The following is a 15239-nucleotide window of genomic DNA, read 5'->3' as shown; positions in this document are numbered from 1 at the left end:
GGGCCGTGGCCGCAGTGCCCGCGGGCACTCTCGTCACGGCCCTGGCGGCCCTCCTCGTGGGGGTCCTGGCCTATGGGGGCGACGCGGGCCACGGACCGACCTGGATCGGGATACTCGTCCTGTTCCCGCTGGCGGCGTTCGAGGCGCTCGCGGCTCTTCCCGCCGCGGCAGGGCACCTGTCGCGGGCGATCCCCGCCGCCGAACGCGTCCGGGACATGATCCGACAGGCCTGCGGGAGCAACGGGACCGCGAGGGCCACCGGTGCGGGTGCGGAGGTCGAGGACGACGCCGCCGCGTCACTCGTGGACGATGGCGAGATTCTCCTATTGGCGACGGGTCTGAGCTGGGGATACGCCGACCGAGCGCTGAACTCGACGCCTCTGGGGCTCGTCCTGCGCCGCGGCGACCGGGTGGTGATCCGGGGCCCGTCGGGATCCGGCAAGAGTACGCTGGCGCGGGTCCTGGCAGGGCTTGACACACCTCTGACCGGACGCGTGCGGGCGCCGGGAGGGGACCTGGCGAGACTCGACCGACCCCACTGTCGCGAGCAGGTGATCTACCTCGCCCAGGACGCCAGAGTGTTCGCCACCACTCTACGAGACGATCTGCTCGTGGCCCGGGGTGATGCGACCGATCAGGAGCTTCTGCGCGTCTTGGACGAGGTCGGTCTCGGCGGGTGGGTCGCCGGCCTGCCGGACGGACTGGACACGGTGCTGGAGGGCGGGGGTGACGCCGTCTCCGGCGGACAGCGGCGACGGATCCTGCTCGCGCGGGCCCTTCTGGTCTCCGCGCCGGTCGTGATTCTCGACGAGCCCACCGAGCATCTCGAGGCCGGGGATTCGGGCTCGGTCCTCCGTCGGATCTGCGAGTGCGGTCCGGGCGGTCTGTTCGGGCCGGACCGGGCGGTCGTCGTGGTCACCCATGATCGCTCGACCCGGGTGAGGGCGACGAAGGAGATCGAACTCTAGGGAGCGGTCAGCCGGCGACCCGCCTCAGCCGCGCAGACATGTGCGGGACCAGGCCCCGCTCCGGGTGGACGCGCTCTTCCACCCACCCCAGGTCGCCGCCCTCCACGATCCCGTAGAGGCGTTTTGCGCCGCCTCGCTCCGGGCCGGTGGGGGAGGCCAACACCACGTCGGTCGCCATCTCCCACGCGGCCTGGTTGATCGGCGTGCCGTAGTACATCTCGATCACTCCGGAGGCGTGTGCCACGAGGAACTCGAGCCGGTCGTCGGCGGAGATCCGCCAGAATCCCGACTCCCGGTAGGCGGGGTCGTCCACCGCTCCGCCCGAGTCGTAGGTCCAGGCCCGGGAGCTCCAGCTCAGGTAGTTCTCCCCGTCGTGCGCCACGACGATCTGCTGGCCGAAGCGGTGCTCCCCCCGGTCGGCGGTGTCCGCCTCGCCCTCGCCTTCCCAGACCCCCACCAGGGGGAGCAGCGCGAGGAGGCCGGGGTGCAGGTCCGGTCCGAATCGGAGGTTGGCCGTGTCCTCGGGGATCGGGAGCTCGGAGAAGGCCGGGATGTTCCGGCCGGCGGTCTGCTCTGAACGCCGCGCCGCGGCATCGACCGCCGCGTTCGCGGATCCGCGCACGACCGAACCGCCGTCTCCCCCCTCGGGGGTGGACGGCGTGGGGTCGACCGCGCCGGTGGGGTCGCTGTCCGTCACGACTCGTCGGTCACCGTGCGGTACACGATGTAGCAGGTGGCCCACAGGATGGCCAGCGTGCAGAGGACGAGGAGGATCTCGAAGAAGAGCACCATGGCGTAATTCTAACCCCGGGGCCGTCAGCCGAGTGAGATGCGGGCGTCGATCGAGTGGATGAGGCAGTCGTCCGAGGGGACCACGAAGTCCTCGCTGACCCGCGCCCGGAGTCCCACGACGGTCACGAGGGTGAAGTCCGCGTGTACGACGCCCTCGCGCCCCGGGGGGTCGACGGTGATGACGATGTCGCGCACCTCCCGGATCGTCGAGTACTGCAGGTGCAGATGCAGGTCCCACCTGAGGTGGTCGGCGCCGAACCCCGTCTTGAACCCGTTCTCGCGACGGACGCAGTCGGGGGCGAAGGGCACCCGGAACGCCGCCGCGGGGAGCGTGAGCGCCGTGAGGTACATCCGCACCGCCGCCTCGCGCTCGGCGGGCGAGTACGGGCCGGGGTGGTCGGGTACCTGCGGGACCGCACCGCGACGCTGGTCGATGCCGACGAGGACGGCGGAGGCCACGGAGGCGCCGAGCGCCACGACGGAGGCACGTGCGGCCATGCCGAGCGCTCTGGAGAGAAGTGACATGCCCAGAGATTAGCGACTCGATCGCCCGGGCGGGGCGGGGAGAATCCTCACCTCTCGACGGGGACACCGATGAGCGAGCCGTACTCGACCCAGCTGCCGTCGTAGTTGACCACTGAGGGCTGGTCGAGGAGCTCGTGGAGGACGAACCACGTGTGGCTGGAGCGCTCCCCGATCCGGCAGTAGGTCACCACGCGACGGCCGGGCTGGTCGAGGAGATCCGCGTAGATCTCCCTGAGGTCGGCGTCCGTCCGGAAGGTGCCGTCGCGGGTCACCGCGCGGTTCCAGGGAATGCTCACGGCGCCCGGGATGTGGCCGCGCTGACGACCGCCCTCCTGTGGCAACCCGGCCGGCGCCGCGAGGCGGCCGGTGTACTCGTCGACGGAGCGCACGTCCACGAGTGCGTCGGTGCCCAGGCCCGCCAGGACGTCGTCGCGGAACGCGCGGATCGACAGGTCCTGCGGGTCGGCGACGTAGTCGGTCACGGGTCGTCGGGGCAGATCGGTCGTGAGCGGCAACCCGTCGCGCTCCCAGCGCATTCTGCCCCCGTCGAGCAGTCGCACGTCGGCGTGGCCGTACAGCCGCAGGTACCAGTACGCGTAGGCCGCGAACCAGTTGTGATTACCGCCGTAGACCACCACGGTGTGGTCGCGGGTGATGCCGCGTGCGGACAGGAGCTCGGCGAACCGCTCGCGGCCGACGAGATCTCGCGCGTACTCCTCCTGCAGCTCCGTCCGCCAGTTCAGTGCGACGGCACCGGGGATGTGACCGTCCGTGTGGTACGCCGCCACGTCCTCGTCGACCTCGAGGAAGACCACCGAGTCGTCGTCGAGGCGCGATTCGGCCCAGCGTGTGCTGACCAGTACGTCGTCGCGACTCATGTCGGCGAGTCTAGTGGTCCGGTCGGGCCAGGCCCCCGAGTGCCGTTGCGCCCGGGGCGCCGGTGCCCGCGGCGGTGATCGTCCCGCCCCTCACGGTGAGGGTCTCCACCGCGACGCCGAGGGGCAGGACGTCCGGGGGGAGCGTGAGCGCGGTTCGTCGCAGCGCCAGGTCGGGATCCTGGTCTGGGAGGCCGGAGGGCCCCGTCGCGGCGGCGACGGGGACGAGGTGCGCGCCGCGGTCGTCGACGACGAGGTCGACCTCGGCCGAGACCCGGGTGTCGGTCCCCTCGAGCGTCCCGGTGACCCGGGCGCGGTGCTCGACGCCTCCGGCCAGACTCGGGTCGTCGGCGCCACCGACCAGGACGTCCCTCATCCCCAGTGCGGGGCCGAGCGCGTCGCCGGTGATCTGGACGGCCACGCGCTCGACGACCGCGGTCATGTCGGCGGACCGGTCCGCCGGGAGGTGTAGATCGGTGACCAGGGCCTCCACGGCCACCGGACCGAGACCCGGGCGGGTGACACCCTCGACGCGGATCGACGCCGACGCCGGCGTCCCGGGCCCGGTCCACCGTGCGGTCGGACCCCCGCCGAGCATCACCGACGGGGCCGGGAGTCCCGGCGTGGCGGGGCGGATCCGGGTGGACACGTCGGCCTCCACCCTGGAGGCGTTGACGGTGTCGACGGCGAAGGCGCCGGCCAGTGCGACGGCCAGGGTGGCGGCCACCACCGCGACGGTGCGACGAGCTCTCATGGGGTTCAGGTCTACTCCGATGGCCGTAACTGGGGGGTGGGTCGCTAGTATCGTCTGGGCGCCAGGACGAGGAGGAAGCGACACATGGACGTAGTGCTCCTCACGGCTGAATCCGATCCCGAGACGGTGGTCCCGGCTCTGTCGCTCCTGCCGCACTCGGTCAGGCTGCTACCGCCCCTCGCCTCCTCGGTGGGCGAGTTGGCCGGTGCCGCGCTCGCCGTGGTCGACGCGAGGAGTGATCTCGCGGCCTCGCGCGCGCTCTGCCGGCTCCTCTCGGGGAGCGCGGAGATCTCCGTCATCGCGGTGGTCTCCGAGGGCGGACTGATCGCGGTCAGCGGGGACTGGGGGCTCGATGACATCATCCTGCCGACCACCGGGCCCGCCGAGGTTGACGCCCGGTTCAGACTGTCCGCCGCACGTCATTCGTCGCAGGGCGAGTCCGACGGCGGACTGCTCACGGTGGGCGAGCTCGTGATCGACGAGGAGACCTACGTGGCCCGGGTCAAGGGCCGACCCCTGGATCTGACCTACAAGGAGTTCGAACTCCTCAAGCACCTGTGCCAACACCCCGGGCGGGTGTTCTCGCGCGCCCAGCTCCTCCAGGAGGTGTGGGGGTACGACTTCTTCGGCGGCACCCGGACCGTCGACGTCCACGTCCGGCGACTGCGCGCCAAGCTCGGACCGGACCACGAGTCCCTCATCGGAACCGTGCGCAACGTCGGGTACAAGGCGGTCCGGCCGACCGACCGCAGGGAGGACGGGGGAGACGCATGATCGCCATCGAGCGTTCGGTGGACGACGCCACGGCCGCCATGATCGAGGCGGTCGCCCGTGAGGCCGGCGACGAGGACGGGGTGCCCCCGCTCGGCGAGCAGCCGATGCGGTCTCTCCGGTCGGACGACGGGCAGGGCGTCCGCCATCTGCTGATCCGCGGCGACGGGGGAGGGGTCGTCGGTTACGCACAGCTCGCGGGCGAGGGCGGGGACGCGACCGCCGAGATGGTCGTCGCCCCCCGGGAGCGGAGACGAGGGGTCGGTTCGGAACTGGTGCGCACCGTGCTCGAGTTGGAGCCCGCCGCCGCGGTGTGGGCGCACGGTGACCTGCCGGCCGCGCGAGCGCTCGCCGCTTCGGTCGGTCTGGTGCGCACCCGAGAGCTCCTCAAGATGCGTCGGAGCGCGGCCGACGGCCCCGCACTCCCCGCGATCGGTCCCGCCGAGGGGATCGAGACGGGAACCCTGGCGGAGGCGGTCTCCGAAGGAGGTGGGCGGTGGCCCGGGCTGGACGCCCGGGAGGAGTTGCTCCGCGTCAACAACGCCGCCTTCTCGTGGCACCCGGAGCAGGGCGGGTGGAGCCGTGGGATGCTCGACCAGCGCCTCGCGGTGGAGTGGGTGGACCCCGCGGGGGTCTTCCTGGCCGTCGATACCGTCGGGCCGGCGCCACGGCTCGCGGGGTTCCACTGGACCAAGACGGTCACCGAGCCCGGTTCCCCCGTGGAGGGTGAGGTCTACGTGGTCGGGGTCGACCCGGCCGACCAGGGTCGGGGACTCGGGGGCATGCTCACCTCGCTCGGGGTGGCGCACCTCGAGGGACCACGGGGTGCGGAGTCGGTCGTCCTCTATGTGGAGGGCGACAACACGGCTGCCCTCAGGACCTACGAGAAGCTCGGGTTCACGGTCGAGCACCGCGATGTGACCTACGCCTCGGAGTGAGGTATCGGATCAAGCGACCCGCTGGCCGCCCATATGCCCAGTTCGGCGCACTGGTCGGGACCTGACTAAGCGTTCCTTTCGTGACACATCCGCTGAGTTCATCTCTAGTTCATCTTCTCCGGCGGGACCGTTCATATCGGCCCCTTACGTTCTGTGCTCGTCGGGTCTCGGAATCGGCCCGGCGTCGTGTTGCTGTCACCAAAGACATGTCCCGGAGGGCTCGCCGCCGGGCGAAACAAGGAGATTCAGTGGACCTCAAGCGCACCGGTGCTCTTCTCGGCCTCACCGCCCTCACCGCGGTCGGGTTGGCCGCCTGCTCGGATGACAACACCGGAAGCGGTGACACCGCGGCGCAGAGTGTCTCCGGCGCGGAATGTGAGGGCAAGCCGACCCTGACCGCGTCGGGGTCCTCCGCCCAGAACAACGCCATGACGATCTTCGCCAACTCCTACGCCCTGAGTTGCGAGGGTCAGACGCTGAACTACAACTCCAACGGCTCGGGCGCCGGCGTGAGCGAGTTCACCGGTGGGATCACGGACTTCGGTGGATCCGATTCCCCGCTGAAGGAGGCCGACTACGCTGCGGCCGAGGAGCGGTGCGGTTCCGAGGCGTGGAACATCCCCGCCGTCTTCGGCCCGATCGCCGTGGCGTACAACCTCGACGGCGTCGAGCTGAAGCTCTCCGGCCCCACCCTCGCCAAGATCTTCAACGGCGAGATCACCACGTGGAACGATCCGGCGATCGCCGAAGAGAACGAGGGCGTGGACCTCCCGGACGAGTCCATCACCGTGATCTTCCGGTCGGACGAGTCCGGCACGACGGACAACTTCCAGAAGTACCTCGAGGCGGCCTCCGAGGGCGCGTGGACGCAGGGCGCCGGCAAGACCTTCACCGGTGGGGTCGGCGAGGGTGCCCGTGGTAACGAGGGCGTCTCCGGTGCCATCGGCCAGACCCCGGGGACCATCACCTACACCGAGTGGTCGTACGCCAAGAACCAGGACCTGTCGATGGTCAAGGTCATCACCCCCGCGGATCCGGAGGGCGTGGAACTCAACGCCGAGACGGCCGGCGTGACGATCGACTCGGCACGCCTGCAGAACGAGGGCACCAACGACCTGGTCATCGACACCTCGTCGTTCTACGTCCCCGAAGCCGCGGGTGCGTACCCCATCATCCTGCCCACCTATGAGATCGTCTGCTCGTCGTACGAGGATCCGGAGACCGCCGCGGCCGTCCGGTCGTTCCTCAACATCGCGGTGGCGGAGGACGTCCAGGCGCAGCTCGAGGACGAGGGATACATCCCCGTGCCGGACGCCTTCCGCGAGCAGCTCCTCACCGCTATCTCCGAGATCTCCTGATCCACCGGTCACCGGCCCGTCGCCCGCCTCGGCGAGCCGGTGACCGTCCACGTCACCCCGAGCGACTGAAGGTCCAATGACAGTTCACGAATCCGTCGACCGCCACGCCGACCGGAGCACCGGGCAGTCCGGCGACCTCTCCGGCAGCACGGGGTCGGAGCCGGCGCCGGAGAAGGGCGCGAAGAGCGATCTCCTCGCCGGCAGGTCCTCTCGGGGCGCGGACGCGGTCTTCCGCAGCGCCACGGTGGCGGCCGGCGGCGTCATCGTCGCCCTGATCGCCCTGATCGCGATCGTCCTGGTCATGCAGGCGGCGCCCTCACTGATGGCGAACAACGTCAACTTCTTCACCTCGTCCGAATGGAACACGACCAATCCGGACGACTTGAGGTTCGGCATCCTCGACATGTTCAGGGTGACCGTCCTGAGTTCGATATTCGCGCTGGTCCTGGCGGTGCCGGTGTCCATCGGCATCGCGACCTTCCTCGTCCAGTACGCGCCGCCGCGGCTCTCGAGGTCGCTGTCGGCGCTCATCGACCTCCTGGCCGCCGTCCCGTCGATCATCTACGGCATGTGGGGACTGATCGTCCTCGGACCGTGGCTGGTCCCCCTGTCAGAGTGGCTCAACCGGAACCTCGGGTGGATCTTCCTCTTCGGCGACGGCAACGTCTCGATCGCCGGTGGGGGGACCATCTTCACCGCCGGAGTGGTCCTGGCGATCATGATCCTGCCGATCATCACCTCCATGTCGCGCGAGACCATCCGGCAGACCCCCTCGCTCCACCAGGAGGCCGCCCTGGCATTGGGGGCGACCAAGTGGGAGAAGATCCGGATGACGTGTTTCCCCTACGCGAAGTCCGGCATGATCGCGGGATCCATGCTCGCGCTCGGCCGTGCGCTCGGTGAGACCGTCGCGGTCCTGATCATCCTCCGCGCGGCGAGCGCCCCCGGCACCCTGTCGCTTTTCGACGGCGGCTTCACGTTCGCCTCGAAGATCGCGTCGGGCGCGGCCGAGTTCAACCACCCGCTGCCCACCGGCGCCTACATCGCGGCCGGACTGGTGCTGTTCATCCTCACCTTCTTCGTCAACCTCATCGCACGCTCCGTGTCCGGTGGAAAGGTCAACGGCTGATGACCCAGGCAACGTCCGACCTCGCCAAGCCCGCCAAGCCCTCGGAGACCTTCCTGCCCATCGCCGGCAGCCGCAGGGCGAAGGACAGGGCGGCGACGGTGGTCTTCTCCCTGTGCTTCGTGCTGGCCGTCATCCCGCTGGTGGCACTGCTGTACAAGGTGATCGAGTCGGGCATCCCCGCGGTCATCAACCCCACCTGGTGGACCAATTCGTTCTTCCTCGTGTCCCCGTCCTCGATGGCGGGCGGTGTGGGTCACGCCATCTACGGCAGCCTCGTCCAGGCGATCATCGCCGCCGTCATCTCCATACCGCTCGGCGTGGCCGCGGGCATCATGTTGGTGGAGTACCCCGAGTCGAGGCTCGCCAGGCCGACCACCTTCATGGTCGACGTGCTCGCGGGGGTGCCCTCGGTCGTCGCGGCCATCTTCATCTTCGGGGTCTGGGTCTCCGTCCTGCAGTTCCAGCTCAGTGCGTTCGCGGTGAGCCTCGCCCTGGTGTTGCTCATGCTGCCCCTGATCGTGCGGTCCACCGAGGAGATGCTCAAGCTCGTCCCGGACGAGCTCCGCGAGGCGTCCTACGCGCTCGGCGTCCCCAAGTGGAAGACCATCGTGAGCATCGTGGTCCCCACCGCGCTGTCGGGGATGATCTCCGGGGTCTTCCTCTCGATCGCCCGCGTCATGGGTGAGACCGCTCCGGTGCTGATCCTCGTGGGCTACACGGCGAGCTTCAACTTCGACCTGTTCCAGGGGAACATGGCCTCGCTGCCGCTGTTGATCTTCAACCAGCTCTCGAACCCGACCGAGGCCGGCCAGTACCGCATCTGGGGCGCGGCCCTCACCCTGATCATCATCATCGCGCTGGCGAACGTCCTCGCCACGTTCGCTTCCAAGGCGCTCGCGCCGAAGACCAAGTAAGGACCTGTCATGGCCAAGCGACTCGACCTCGAGAACGTCGACATCTTCTACGGCGACTTCCACGCCGTGAAGGACGTCGACCTTCACGTCCCCCCGCGCTCGGTGACCGCCTTCATCGGCCCGTCAGGCTGCGGCAAATCCACCGTGCTCCGCTCGCTCAACCGCATGCACGAGGAGATCGCGGGCGCGTACGCCACAGGATCCATCAAGCTCGACGGCGTGGACATCTACGACAAGAAGGTGGATCCCGTCGCCGTCCGCCGGACCATCGGGATGGTGTTCCAGCGGCCCAACCCGTTCCCCACGATGTCGATCAAGGAGAACGTCACCGCCGGCCTCAGGCTCCAGGGTGTCAGGAACAAGAAGACGCTGGACGAGGTGGCCGAGAAGTCGCTGCGCGGCGCGAATTTGTGGAACGAGGTCAAGGATCGTCTGGACAAGCCGGGCGGCGGGCTCTCGGGCGGGCAGCAGCAGCGTTTGTGCATCGCGCGCGCGATCGCCATCGAACCCCAGGTCCTGCTCATGGACGAGCCGTGTTCAGCGCTCGACCCGATCTCCACCCTCGCGGTGGAGGACCTCATCGCCGAGCTCAAGAGCGAGTTCACGATCGTGATCGTGACACACAACATGCAGCAGGCGGCGCGCGTGTCCGATCAGACCGCGTTCTTCTCGCTCGAGGCCACCGGCATGCCGGGCCAGCTCGTCGAGGTCAATTCGACTGAGAAGATATTCTCGAACCCGGACAACAAGCAGACCGAGGACTACGTGTCCGGCCGTTTCGGCTGAGTCACCACACACAGGGAGTCACCACACACAGCAGAGCGCCCCGGCGCCCGCCCACGAGGCGGGTGCCGGGGCGCTCCTCGTCGGCGCCCGGTTCTCGTTGCCCGGGGCCGCCGGAGCCGCCGTCAACTGGGGTCGCGGTCGTCCTCTCCGGAGACGCGCTGTGTCAACGACCGGTCGGCTTCGTTGAAACGGCGCACCAGCTCCTCGTTGGAGGCGGGGGAGTACTCGGGATCGTCCTCCGCCGAGTTGGCGTATTCACCGGTGGCGAGGAAGATCACGCGCTGGGCCACCTCGACGGCGTGGTCCGCGAACCGCTCGTAGTAGCGACCGAGGAGGGTCACGTCGACCGCCGACGCCACCCCCCACTTCCACTCCCTGACGGTGAGCAGGGTGAACAGGTGGCGGCGGAGGTCGTCGACGGCGTCATCCTGTTGGGCAAGCGTGGCGGCCTGCTCGGCGTCCCGGTTGAGCAATACCTCGGTGGCCGCCCGGCCGAGTGAGACCGCGACCCGGCCCATCTCGGCGAAGTACCCGTTGACGGGCTCCGGGAGGACGCTCTCCGGGTGCCTGCGGCGCACGATCTTCGCGACGTGACCCGCCAGGGTGCCCATGCGGGTGAGGTCCTGGACGAGCTGGATGGAGGTGACCACCTGCCGGAGATCGCGGGCCACGGGCGCCTGGAGGGCCAGGAGCGCGAAACCGCGCTCCTCGTTCTCGGTCGCCAGCCGGGACATCTCCGTAGAGGACTGCAGAACCCTCTCGGCGGCCACGAGGTCGGCCTGGAGGAGGGCGTGGGTCGCCAGCTCCATATCGTCGGTGGCGAGGGAGCACATCCGGGCCATCGAGGTGGCCAGATCCGCGAGTTCTTCGGAGTAGACGAGACGCATGTGGATCAGCATACGGGCATGTCAACCGCACAATCGATCACGGCGATGAACGGCCGATGAACAGGCGGGCACGCCGTCCCCTCCCCGGCCCGACGGAGCGCGGTTCAGCCGCCCGAGTTCTCGGCGTCCGCGCCGGCGAGCGCCACCGCGTCGTCCTCCGGATCGTCCAGCCACCCCTCGGGTAGCAGGACACGGGAGGGCGATCCCTGGCGGCCGCGCGGGCCGTACCCGTCGGCGGGGAAGGGCTCGTCCGCGGGAAGGTCCGCGAGCATCTCCGCGAGATCGTCCAGGGTGCGGACGGCCGACAGGGCGACCCGCTTGCCGGAGCCGGCCGGGAACCCCCGCAGGTACCAGGCCACGTGCTTGCGGATGTCGCGCATCCCCTTGTTCTCGCCGTGGTGCTCGGCGAGCAGTTCGCCGTGCCGGTACATGATCCGGCCGACCTCGCCCAGCGTGGGCGGGGCCGGCGCCTCGCGCCCGTCCAGGGTGGCGGCGAGCTCGGAGAAGAGCCACGGTCGCCCCAGACAGCCCCGCCCGATCACGACACCCGCGCACCCGGTCTCCTCCCGCATCCGGACCGCATCCTCGGCGGAGAAGATGTCGCCGTTACCCAGGACGGGCACATCGGAGACCGCGCCGATGTGCTCGACCAGGCGGGAGATCTGAGACCAGTCCGCCTTGCCCGAGTACCGCTGGGCGGCCGTGCGTGCGTGGAGGGCGACGGCCCTGGCGCCCTCGTCGACGGCGATGCGGCCGGCGTCGAGATGTGTGTGGTGCTCGTCGTCGATCCCCACCCGCATCTTCACCGTGACCGGGATGTCGGTGCCCTCGGTGGCCCGGACCGCCGCGGCGACGATGGAGCGAAACAGCCGTCGCTTGTAGGGGATCGCCGATCCGCCTCCGCGCCGTGTGACCTTGGGGACCGGGCATCCGAAGTTGATGTCGATGTGGTCGGCCAGGTCCTCGTCGACGATCATTCTGGCGGCCGCGTGGGTGTACTCGGCGTCCACCGTGTACAGCTGCAGGCTGCGCGGGGACTCGTCGGGAGCGAACGTGGCCATGTGCAGGGTCCCGGGCTGGCGTTCGACGAGAGCCCGCGCCGTGACCATCTCGCAGACGTAGAGCCCGGACACCGAGCCCTGCTGCTCACGTTCGAGTTCGCGGCACAGGGTGCGGAAGGCGACGTTGGTGACGCCCGCCATCGGCGCCAGGACGACCGGCGAGGCGAGCTCGAGGGGGCCGATGCGCAGGGCGGGCGCGCCGGTGGCGGTGGGTGCGGACATGGATACGAGTGTCCCAGTGCGGTGCGGGCAGGTCCAATGCGGCGCCGCGGGCACGGCTACGCGGTCACTCGTGCGTCGCGTACCTGCGGCTCATGGTGCCCCCAGTCGGGCTCGAACCGACGACCTGCGGATTAAAAGTCCGTAGCTCTACCAACTGAGCTATAGGGGCGACGGTCACGATACCGCCCTCGTCCGCGTCGGCAGGCGTCGGCTCTGCCATGGCTGGTTTCGACGTCCGATGGGCCGTGCCCTAAACTCGAACCCGCTGCGGCCCGGCGATCCCGGACGTGGCTCAGGCCCCCTTCGTTTAGCGGCCTAGGACACCGGCCTTTCACGCCGGCAGCGCGGGTTCGAATCCCGTAGGGGGTACTAGGAGAGAAGTCCCGGTCACCGTTCGTCGGTGGTCGGGACTTTTTTCTTCCGCGGGCCGGATCCGCCCCGACCTGCGCCGGAACCGCCGCTGAGCCACTGATTTGCGTCCGGGGGGCAGCGTCGATTACTGTTCTGTCTCGTGCGAAAAGCACGGCCCTGTGGCGCAGTTGGTTAGCGCGCCGCCCTGTCACGGCGGAGGTCGCGGGTTCGAGTCCCGTCAGGGTCGCTGGAGACAACCGGCGCATTCGGTGTTCACCGGATGCGCCGGTGGTCTTATGGCCAGGTAGCTCAGTTGGTACGAGCGTCCGCCTGAAAAGCGGAAGGTCGTCGGTTCGATCCCGACTCTGGCCACAGCGAGTACAGCGCGCCGGGGGTTTTCCTCCGGCGCGTTCGTCATTTCGGGGAACGTCCGTGCCTCGTTATAGCGTGGACGCCATGCCATCGTCTGCCACCGAGGTCCGTGACGCCCCGGACAGGTCCCGCACAGGACCCCGGTGGGGGCTCGTCGCCGCGGTCAGCGGTCTGCTCGGGATCCTCCTCGCCCTCATCGTCCCGTTGCTCCCGGTCACCCAGACCACCTCGACGATCAGCTGGCCGGAGACCGGGACACTCGACCCGGTGACGGCGCCGCTCGTGGCGTACTACCCGCTCGACCTGGTCGCCGAGATCCCGTGTGCGGCGGTCGGGGAGTTGCGTGACCAGGGTCGTGAGGACGGGGTCCTGGTGTCCACGGCTCCGCGGGAGGCGGGTGAGAACGCCGGTGCCCGCGCGCTCATGGTGACCGTGGCCGGTCCCACCGTCGAGGTGCGCAGCCGGAACGTGCTGGTCGCCGACGCCCCCACCGAGGCCGTCACCTCAGCCGGGGCGTGTTCGGTGATCCGCGTCGTGGCCGATTCCGGCTCGATCGCCGCGGAGTTCGTCGGTCTCGAGTCGGACGGCCGGGAGGTCGGAGGGCGGATCGACCAGGATCTGCGTCCCCAGGTGGTCGGGGTGTTCACGGACCTCCAGGGGTCGGCTCCCGAGGGGATGTCCGTCGACATCACCGTCGACTCCCGCTACACCACGCAGGCGACCGTGATCAAGCAGATCGCGATCGTGGTCGGGATCCTCGCGATCATCCTGGCGCTGGTCGCACTGCACCGACTCGACCTACGGGACGGGCGTGTCGGTCGACGGGTGCTCCCGCGCCGCTGGTGGAAACCGCGGCCCCTGGACCTGGTGGTCGTGGCGACGCTGCTCGTCTGGCACGTCATCGGGGCCAACACGGCGGATGACGGGTACATCCTCACCGAGGCGCGCGCCGCGGTCTCGAGCGGCTACATGCCGGAGGTGTTCCGCTACTACGGTGCCCCCTACGCCCCGTTCGGGATGCCGTACTACCTCTACACGGCGATCAGTTCCCTCACCGTGGGCAGCATGTGGCTGCGCATACCGGCACTGTTGCTGGGCATCGCGTCCTGGATCCTGCTGTCCCGCGAGGTGATCCCGCGACTGGGTATCGCCGCCCGCCGCGCGGCGGCGGTCCGCTGGAGTACCGCCGCGGTGTTCCTCGCGTTCTGGCTCACCTACAACAACGGTCTGCGCCCGGAGCCGATCGTCGCCTTCGGTGTCCTGGCCACCTGGGTCTCGCTGGAGCGGGCCCTGGCCACCGGCAGGCTGCTGCCCGCGGCGACCGGCTTCATCATCGGTGGGCTCACGCTCTCGGCCGCGCCCACGGGCACGTTCTGCATCGCGGCGATCATCGCGGCCTCCCGCCCGCTGTTGCTGCTGGTGATCCGGCGGGCGAGACGGGACGGCTGGATCCCCACGGTGGCGCCGCTGGTGGCCGCCGGGCTCGGCGTGCTCCACCTGATCTTCCTCGACCAGCCCCTGGTCACCACGTTGCAGTCCTCGGCGCTGCTCGGGGACGTCGGCCCCACCGGGCGCTGGTTCGAGGAGGTGTGGCGGTATGAGTGGCTCATGAACCCGACGCCCGACGGTTCCCTGGCCCGTCGGTTCGCGGTCCTGGCGATGTTCCTATCCCTCATCACCTGCGCCGCGATCCTGTTCCGCAAGGGCCGGATCCCGGGCGTCGCGGTGGGGCCGGCCCGCCGGATCGTCGGCCTGGCCGCCATGTCCCTCGCGTTCATGGCGCTCAACCCCACCAAGTGGACCCACCACTTCGGGGCGTTCGCCACGATCGGTGCCGCGTTGGCAGCCCTGGTGACGATGGCCGTCCTGCCGGCGGCCACGCGGTCGCTGCGCAACCGGATGCTCTTCCTGGCCGCGGTGTTCTTCGTCCTGGCGTTGAGCTTCACCTCGACCAACGGGTGGTGGTACATCTCGATCTACGGGATCCCGTGGGGCGGCGTGCAACCCTCGATCGCGGGAATCACGTTCTCATCGGTGTTCCTCGGCCTGATGCTCATCTCGCTCGTGATCGCGTTGGTCCTGCACTACCGCGAGCCTTTCGCGCGGCCCGGTGGGTCGGGGCCGGCCGAGGCCGACCGCAGTCCGGCAGTCCGGCTGTTGCGCGAGGTCTCGCACTCGCCACTCGGGCTCGCGGCGACCCTCGTCGTCGTCATCATCGTGGCCTCCATGGCCGCGGCGGTCCGCAACCAGTACCCCGCCTACTCGGTCGGTCTGCAGAACCTGCGGGTGTTGTCCGGTGAACCGTGCGGCATCGCGGACATGGTGCTCGCCGAGCCCGACGCCAACGCGGGGCTGCTCGCGCCGGTCGGTGACCCCCGCGACCAACTCGAGGCCGGCGCGGACCCCGTCGAGTTCGTCCCCGACGGCATCCCCACCGATCTCACCGCCACCCAGGCCGTCGACACCGACACCCCGGGCACCGGTGAGGACTCCGACGCCACCGCCACCACCGCCGGAACCGAGGGCGGGGTGCGGG

Annotated in this window: 14 protein-coding genes and 4 tRNA genes; 11 read left to right on the top strand and 7 right to left on the bottom strand. The window is 69.7% G+C overall.

Features of this window, described 5'->3' with window-relative positions; all coding sequences use genetic code 11:
• Positions 1 to 968 (top strand): ATP-binding cassette domain-containing protein (locus IY392_RS10345; protein WP_182613617.1); only part of this gene is annotated, 968 nt, incomplete at its 5' end.
• 7 nt (positions 969 to 975) lie between these two features.
• Here the strand turns inward: IY392_RS10345 and IY392_RS10340 are convergent.
• From IY392_RS10340 to IY392_RS10325, 4 genes are all read right to left on the bottom strand, one after another.
• Positions 976 to 1665 (bottom strand): FABP family protein, encoded by a 690-nt coding sequence (locus IY392_RS10340; RefSeq protein WP_182613618.1) that lies wholly within the window; start codon positions 1663 to 1665, stop codon positions 976 to 978.
• 119 nt (positions 1666 to 1784) lie between these two features.
• Positions 1785 to 2285, bottom strand: a complete 501-nt coding sequence (locus IY392_RS10335) for a hypothetical protein (protein WP_182613619.1) — start codon at positions 2283 to 2285, stop codon at positions 1785 to 1787.
• Positions 2286 to 2332: 47 nt separating this feature from the next.
• Positions 2333 to 3163 carry a sulfurtransferase gene (locus IY392_RS10330; RefSeq protein ID WP_107755804.1) on the bottom strand — a complete coding sequence of 277 codons (831 nt, stop codon included), beginning with the start codon at positions 3161 to 3163 and terminating at the stop codon, positions 2333 to 2335.
• A 10-nt stretch (positions 3164 to 3173) separates the two neighbouring features.
• Complete coding sequence (locus tag IY392_RS10325; RefSeq protein WP_228549265.1) at positions 3174 to 3914, bottom strand: DUF2993 domain-containing protein; 741 nt, start codon at positions 3912 to 3914, stop codon at positions 3174 to 3176.
• Between the two features lie 84 nt (positions 3915 to 3998).
• Here IY392_RS10325 and IY392_RS10320 point away from each other — a divergent pair, with 84 nt between their 5' ends.
• The 6 genes from IY392_RS10320 to pstB all read left to right on the top strand — a co-directional run bounded on the left by IY392_RS10320 (position 3999) and on the right by pstB (position 9810).
• Positions 3999 to 4688: a response regulator transcription factor gene (locus tag IY392_RS10320; RefSeq protein ID WP_017835270.1), complete on the top strand. Its 690-nt coding sequence runs from the start codon at positions 3999 to 4001 to the stop codon at positions 4686 to 4688.
• A complete protein-coding gene (gene mshD, locus IY392_RS10315) occupies positions 4685 to 5623 on the top strand; it encodes a mycothiol synthase (RefSeq protein WP_107755806.1) in 939 nt (312 codons plus the stop codon). The genes IY392_RS10320 and mshD overlap by 4 nt, the downstream gene beginning before the upstream one ends.
• A gap of 248 nt (positions 5624 to 5871) precedes the next feature.
• The gene (pstS, locus tag IY392_RS10310) at positions 5872 to 6981 is read left to right on the top strand and encodes a phosphate ABC transporter substrate-binding protein PstS (RefSeq protein WP_107755807.1); all 1110 of its coding nucleotides are present in this window, start codon (positions 5872 to 5874) and stop codon (positions 6979 to 6981) included.
• A 76-nt stretch (positions 6982 to 7057) separates the two neighbouring features.
• Positions 7058 to 8110: a phosphate ABC transporter permease subunit PstC gene (gene pstC, locus IY392_RS10305; protein WP_107755808.1), complete on the top strand. Its 1053-nt coding sequence runs from the start codon at positions 7058 to 7060 to the stop codon at positions 8108 to 8110.
• A complete protein-coding gene (gene pstA / locus IY392_RS10300) occupies positions 8110 to 9024 on the top strand; it encodes a phosphate ABC transporter permease PstA (protein WP_107755809.1) in 915 nt (304 codons plus the stop codon). The genes pstC and pstA overlap by 1 nt, the downstream gene beginning before the upstream one ends.
• Before the next feature lie 9 nt (positions 9025 to 9033).
• Positions 9034 to 9810, top strand: coding sequence for a phosphate ABC transporter ATP-binding protein PstB (gene pstB / locus IY392_RS10295; RefSeq protein ID WP_095719166.1), 777 nt, complete (start codon positions 9034 to 9036; stop codon positions 9808 to 9810).
• A gap of 122 nt (positions 9811 to 9932) precedes the next feature.
• Here pstB and phoU read toward each other — a convergent pair whose 3' ends face one another.
• The 3 genes from phoU to IY392_RS10280 form a co-directional block, all read right to left on the bottom strand.
• A complete protein-coding gene (gene phoU / locus IY392_RS10290) occupies positions 9933 to 10697 on the bottom strand; it encodes a phosphate signaling complex protein PhoU (protein WP_107757984.1) in 765 nt (254 codons plus the stop codon).
• Between the two features lie 104 nt (positions 10698 to 10801).
• Positions 10802 to 11980 (bottom strand): tRNA dihydrouridine synthase DusB, encoded by a 1179-nt coding sequence (dusB, locus tag IY392_RS10285; protein ID WP_107755810.1) that lies wholly within the window; start codon positions 11978 to 11980, stop codon positions 10802 to 10804.
• Between the two features lie 93 nt (positions 11981 to 12073).
• Positions 12074 to 12149: transfer RNA gene (locus IY392_RS10280), tRNA-Lys, on the bottom strand.
• Positions 12150 to 12276: 127 nt separating this feature from the next.
• On the opposite strand from IY392_RS10280, the gene IY392_RS10275 reads away from it, so the two are divergent.
• From IY392_RS10275 to IY392_RS10260, 4 genes are all read left to right on the top strand, one after another.
• A tRNA-Glu gene (locus tag IY392_RS10275) sits at positions 12277 to 12349 on the top strand.
• Positions 12350 to 12504: 155 nt separating this feature from the next.
• Positions 12505 to 12578, top strand: a tRNA-Asp gene (locus tag IY392_RS10270).
• A gap of 51 nt (positions 12579 to 12629) precedes the next feature.
• Positions 12630 to 12703, top strand: a tRNA-Phe gene (locus IY392_RS10265).
• A gap of 84 nt (positions 12704 to 12787) precedes the next feature.
• Positions 12788 to 15239, top strand: a 2452-nt coding sequence (locus IY392_RS10260) for an arabinosyltransferase domain-containing protein (protein WP_182627500.1), incomplete at its 3' end; no start/stop codon positions are given.

It is taken from the genome of Dietzia sp. SYD-A1 (assembly GCF_015356725.1).
GTDB lineage: Bacteria > Actinomycetota > Actinomycetes > Mycobacteriales > Mycobacteriaceae > Dietzia.
This window is presented reverse-complemented; position numbering and strand designations above follow the sequence as displayed.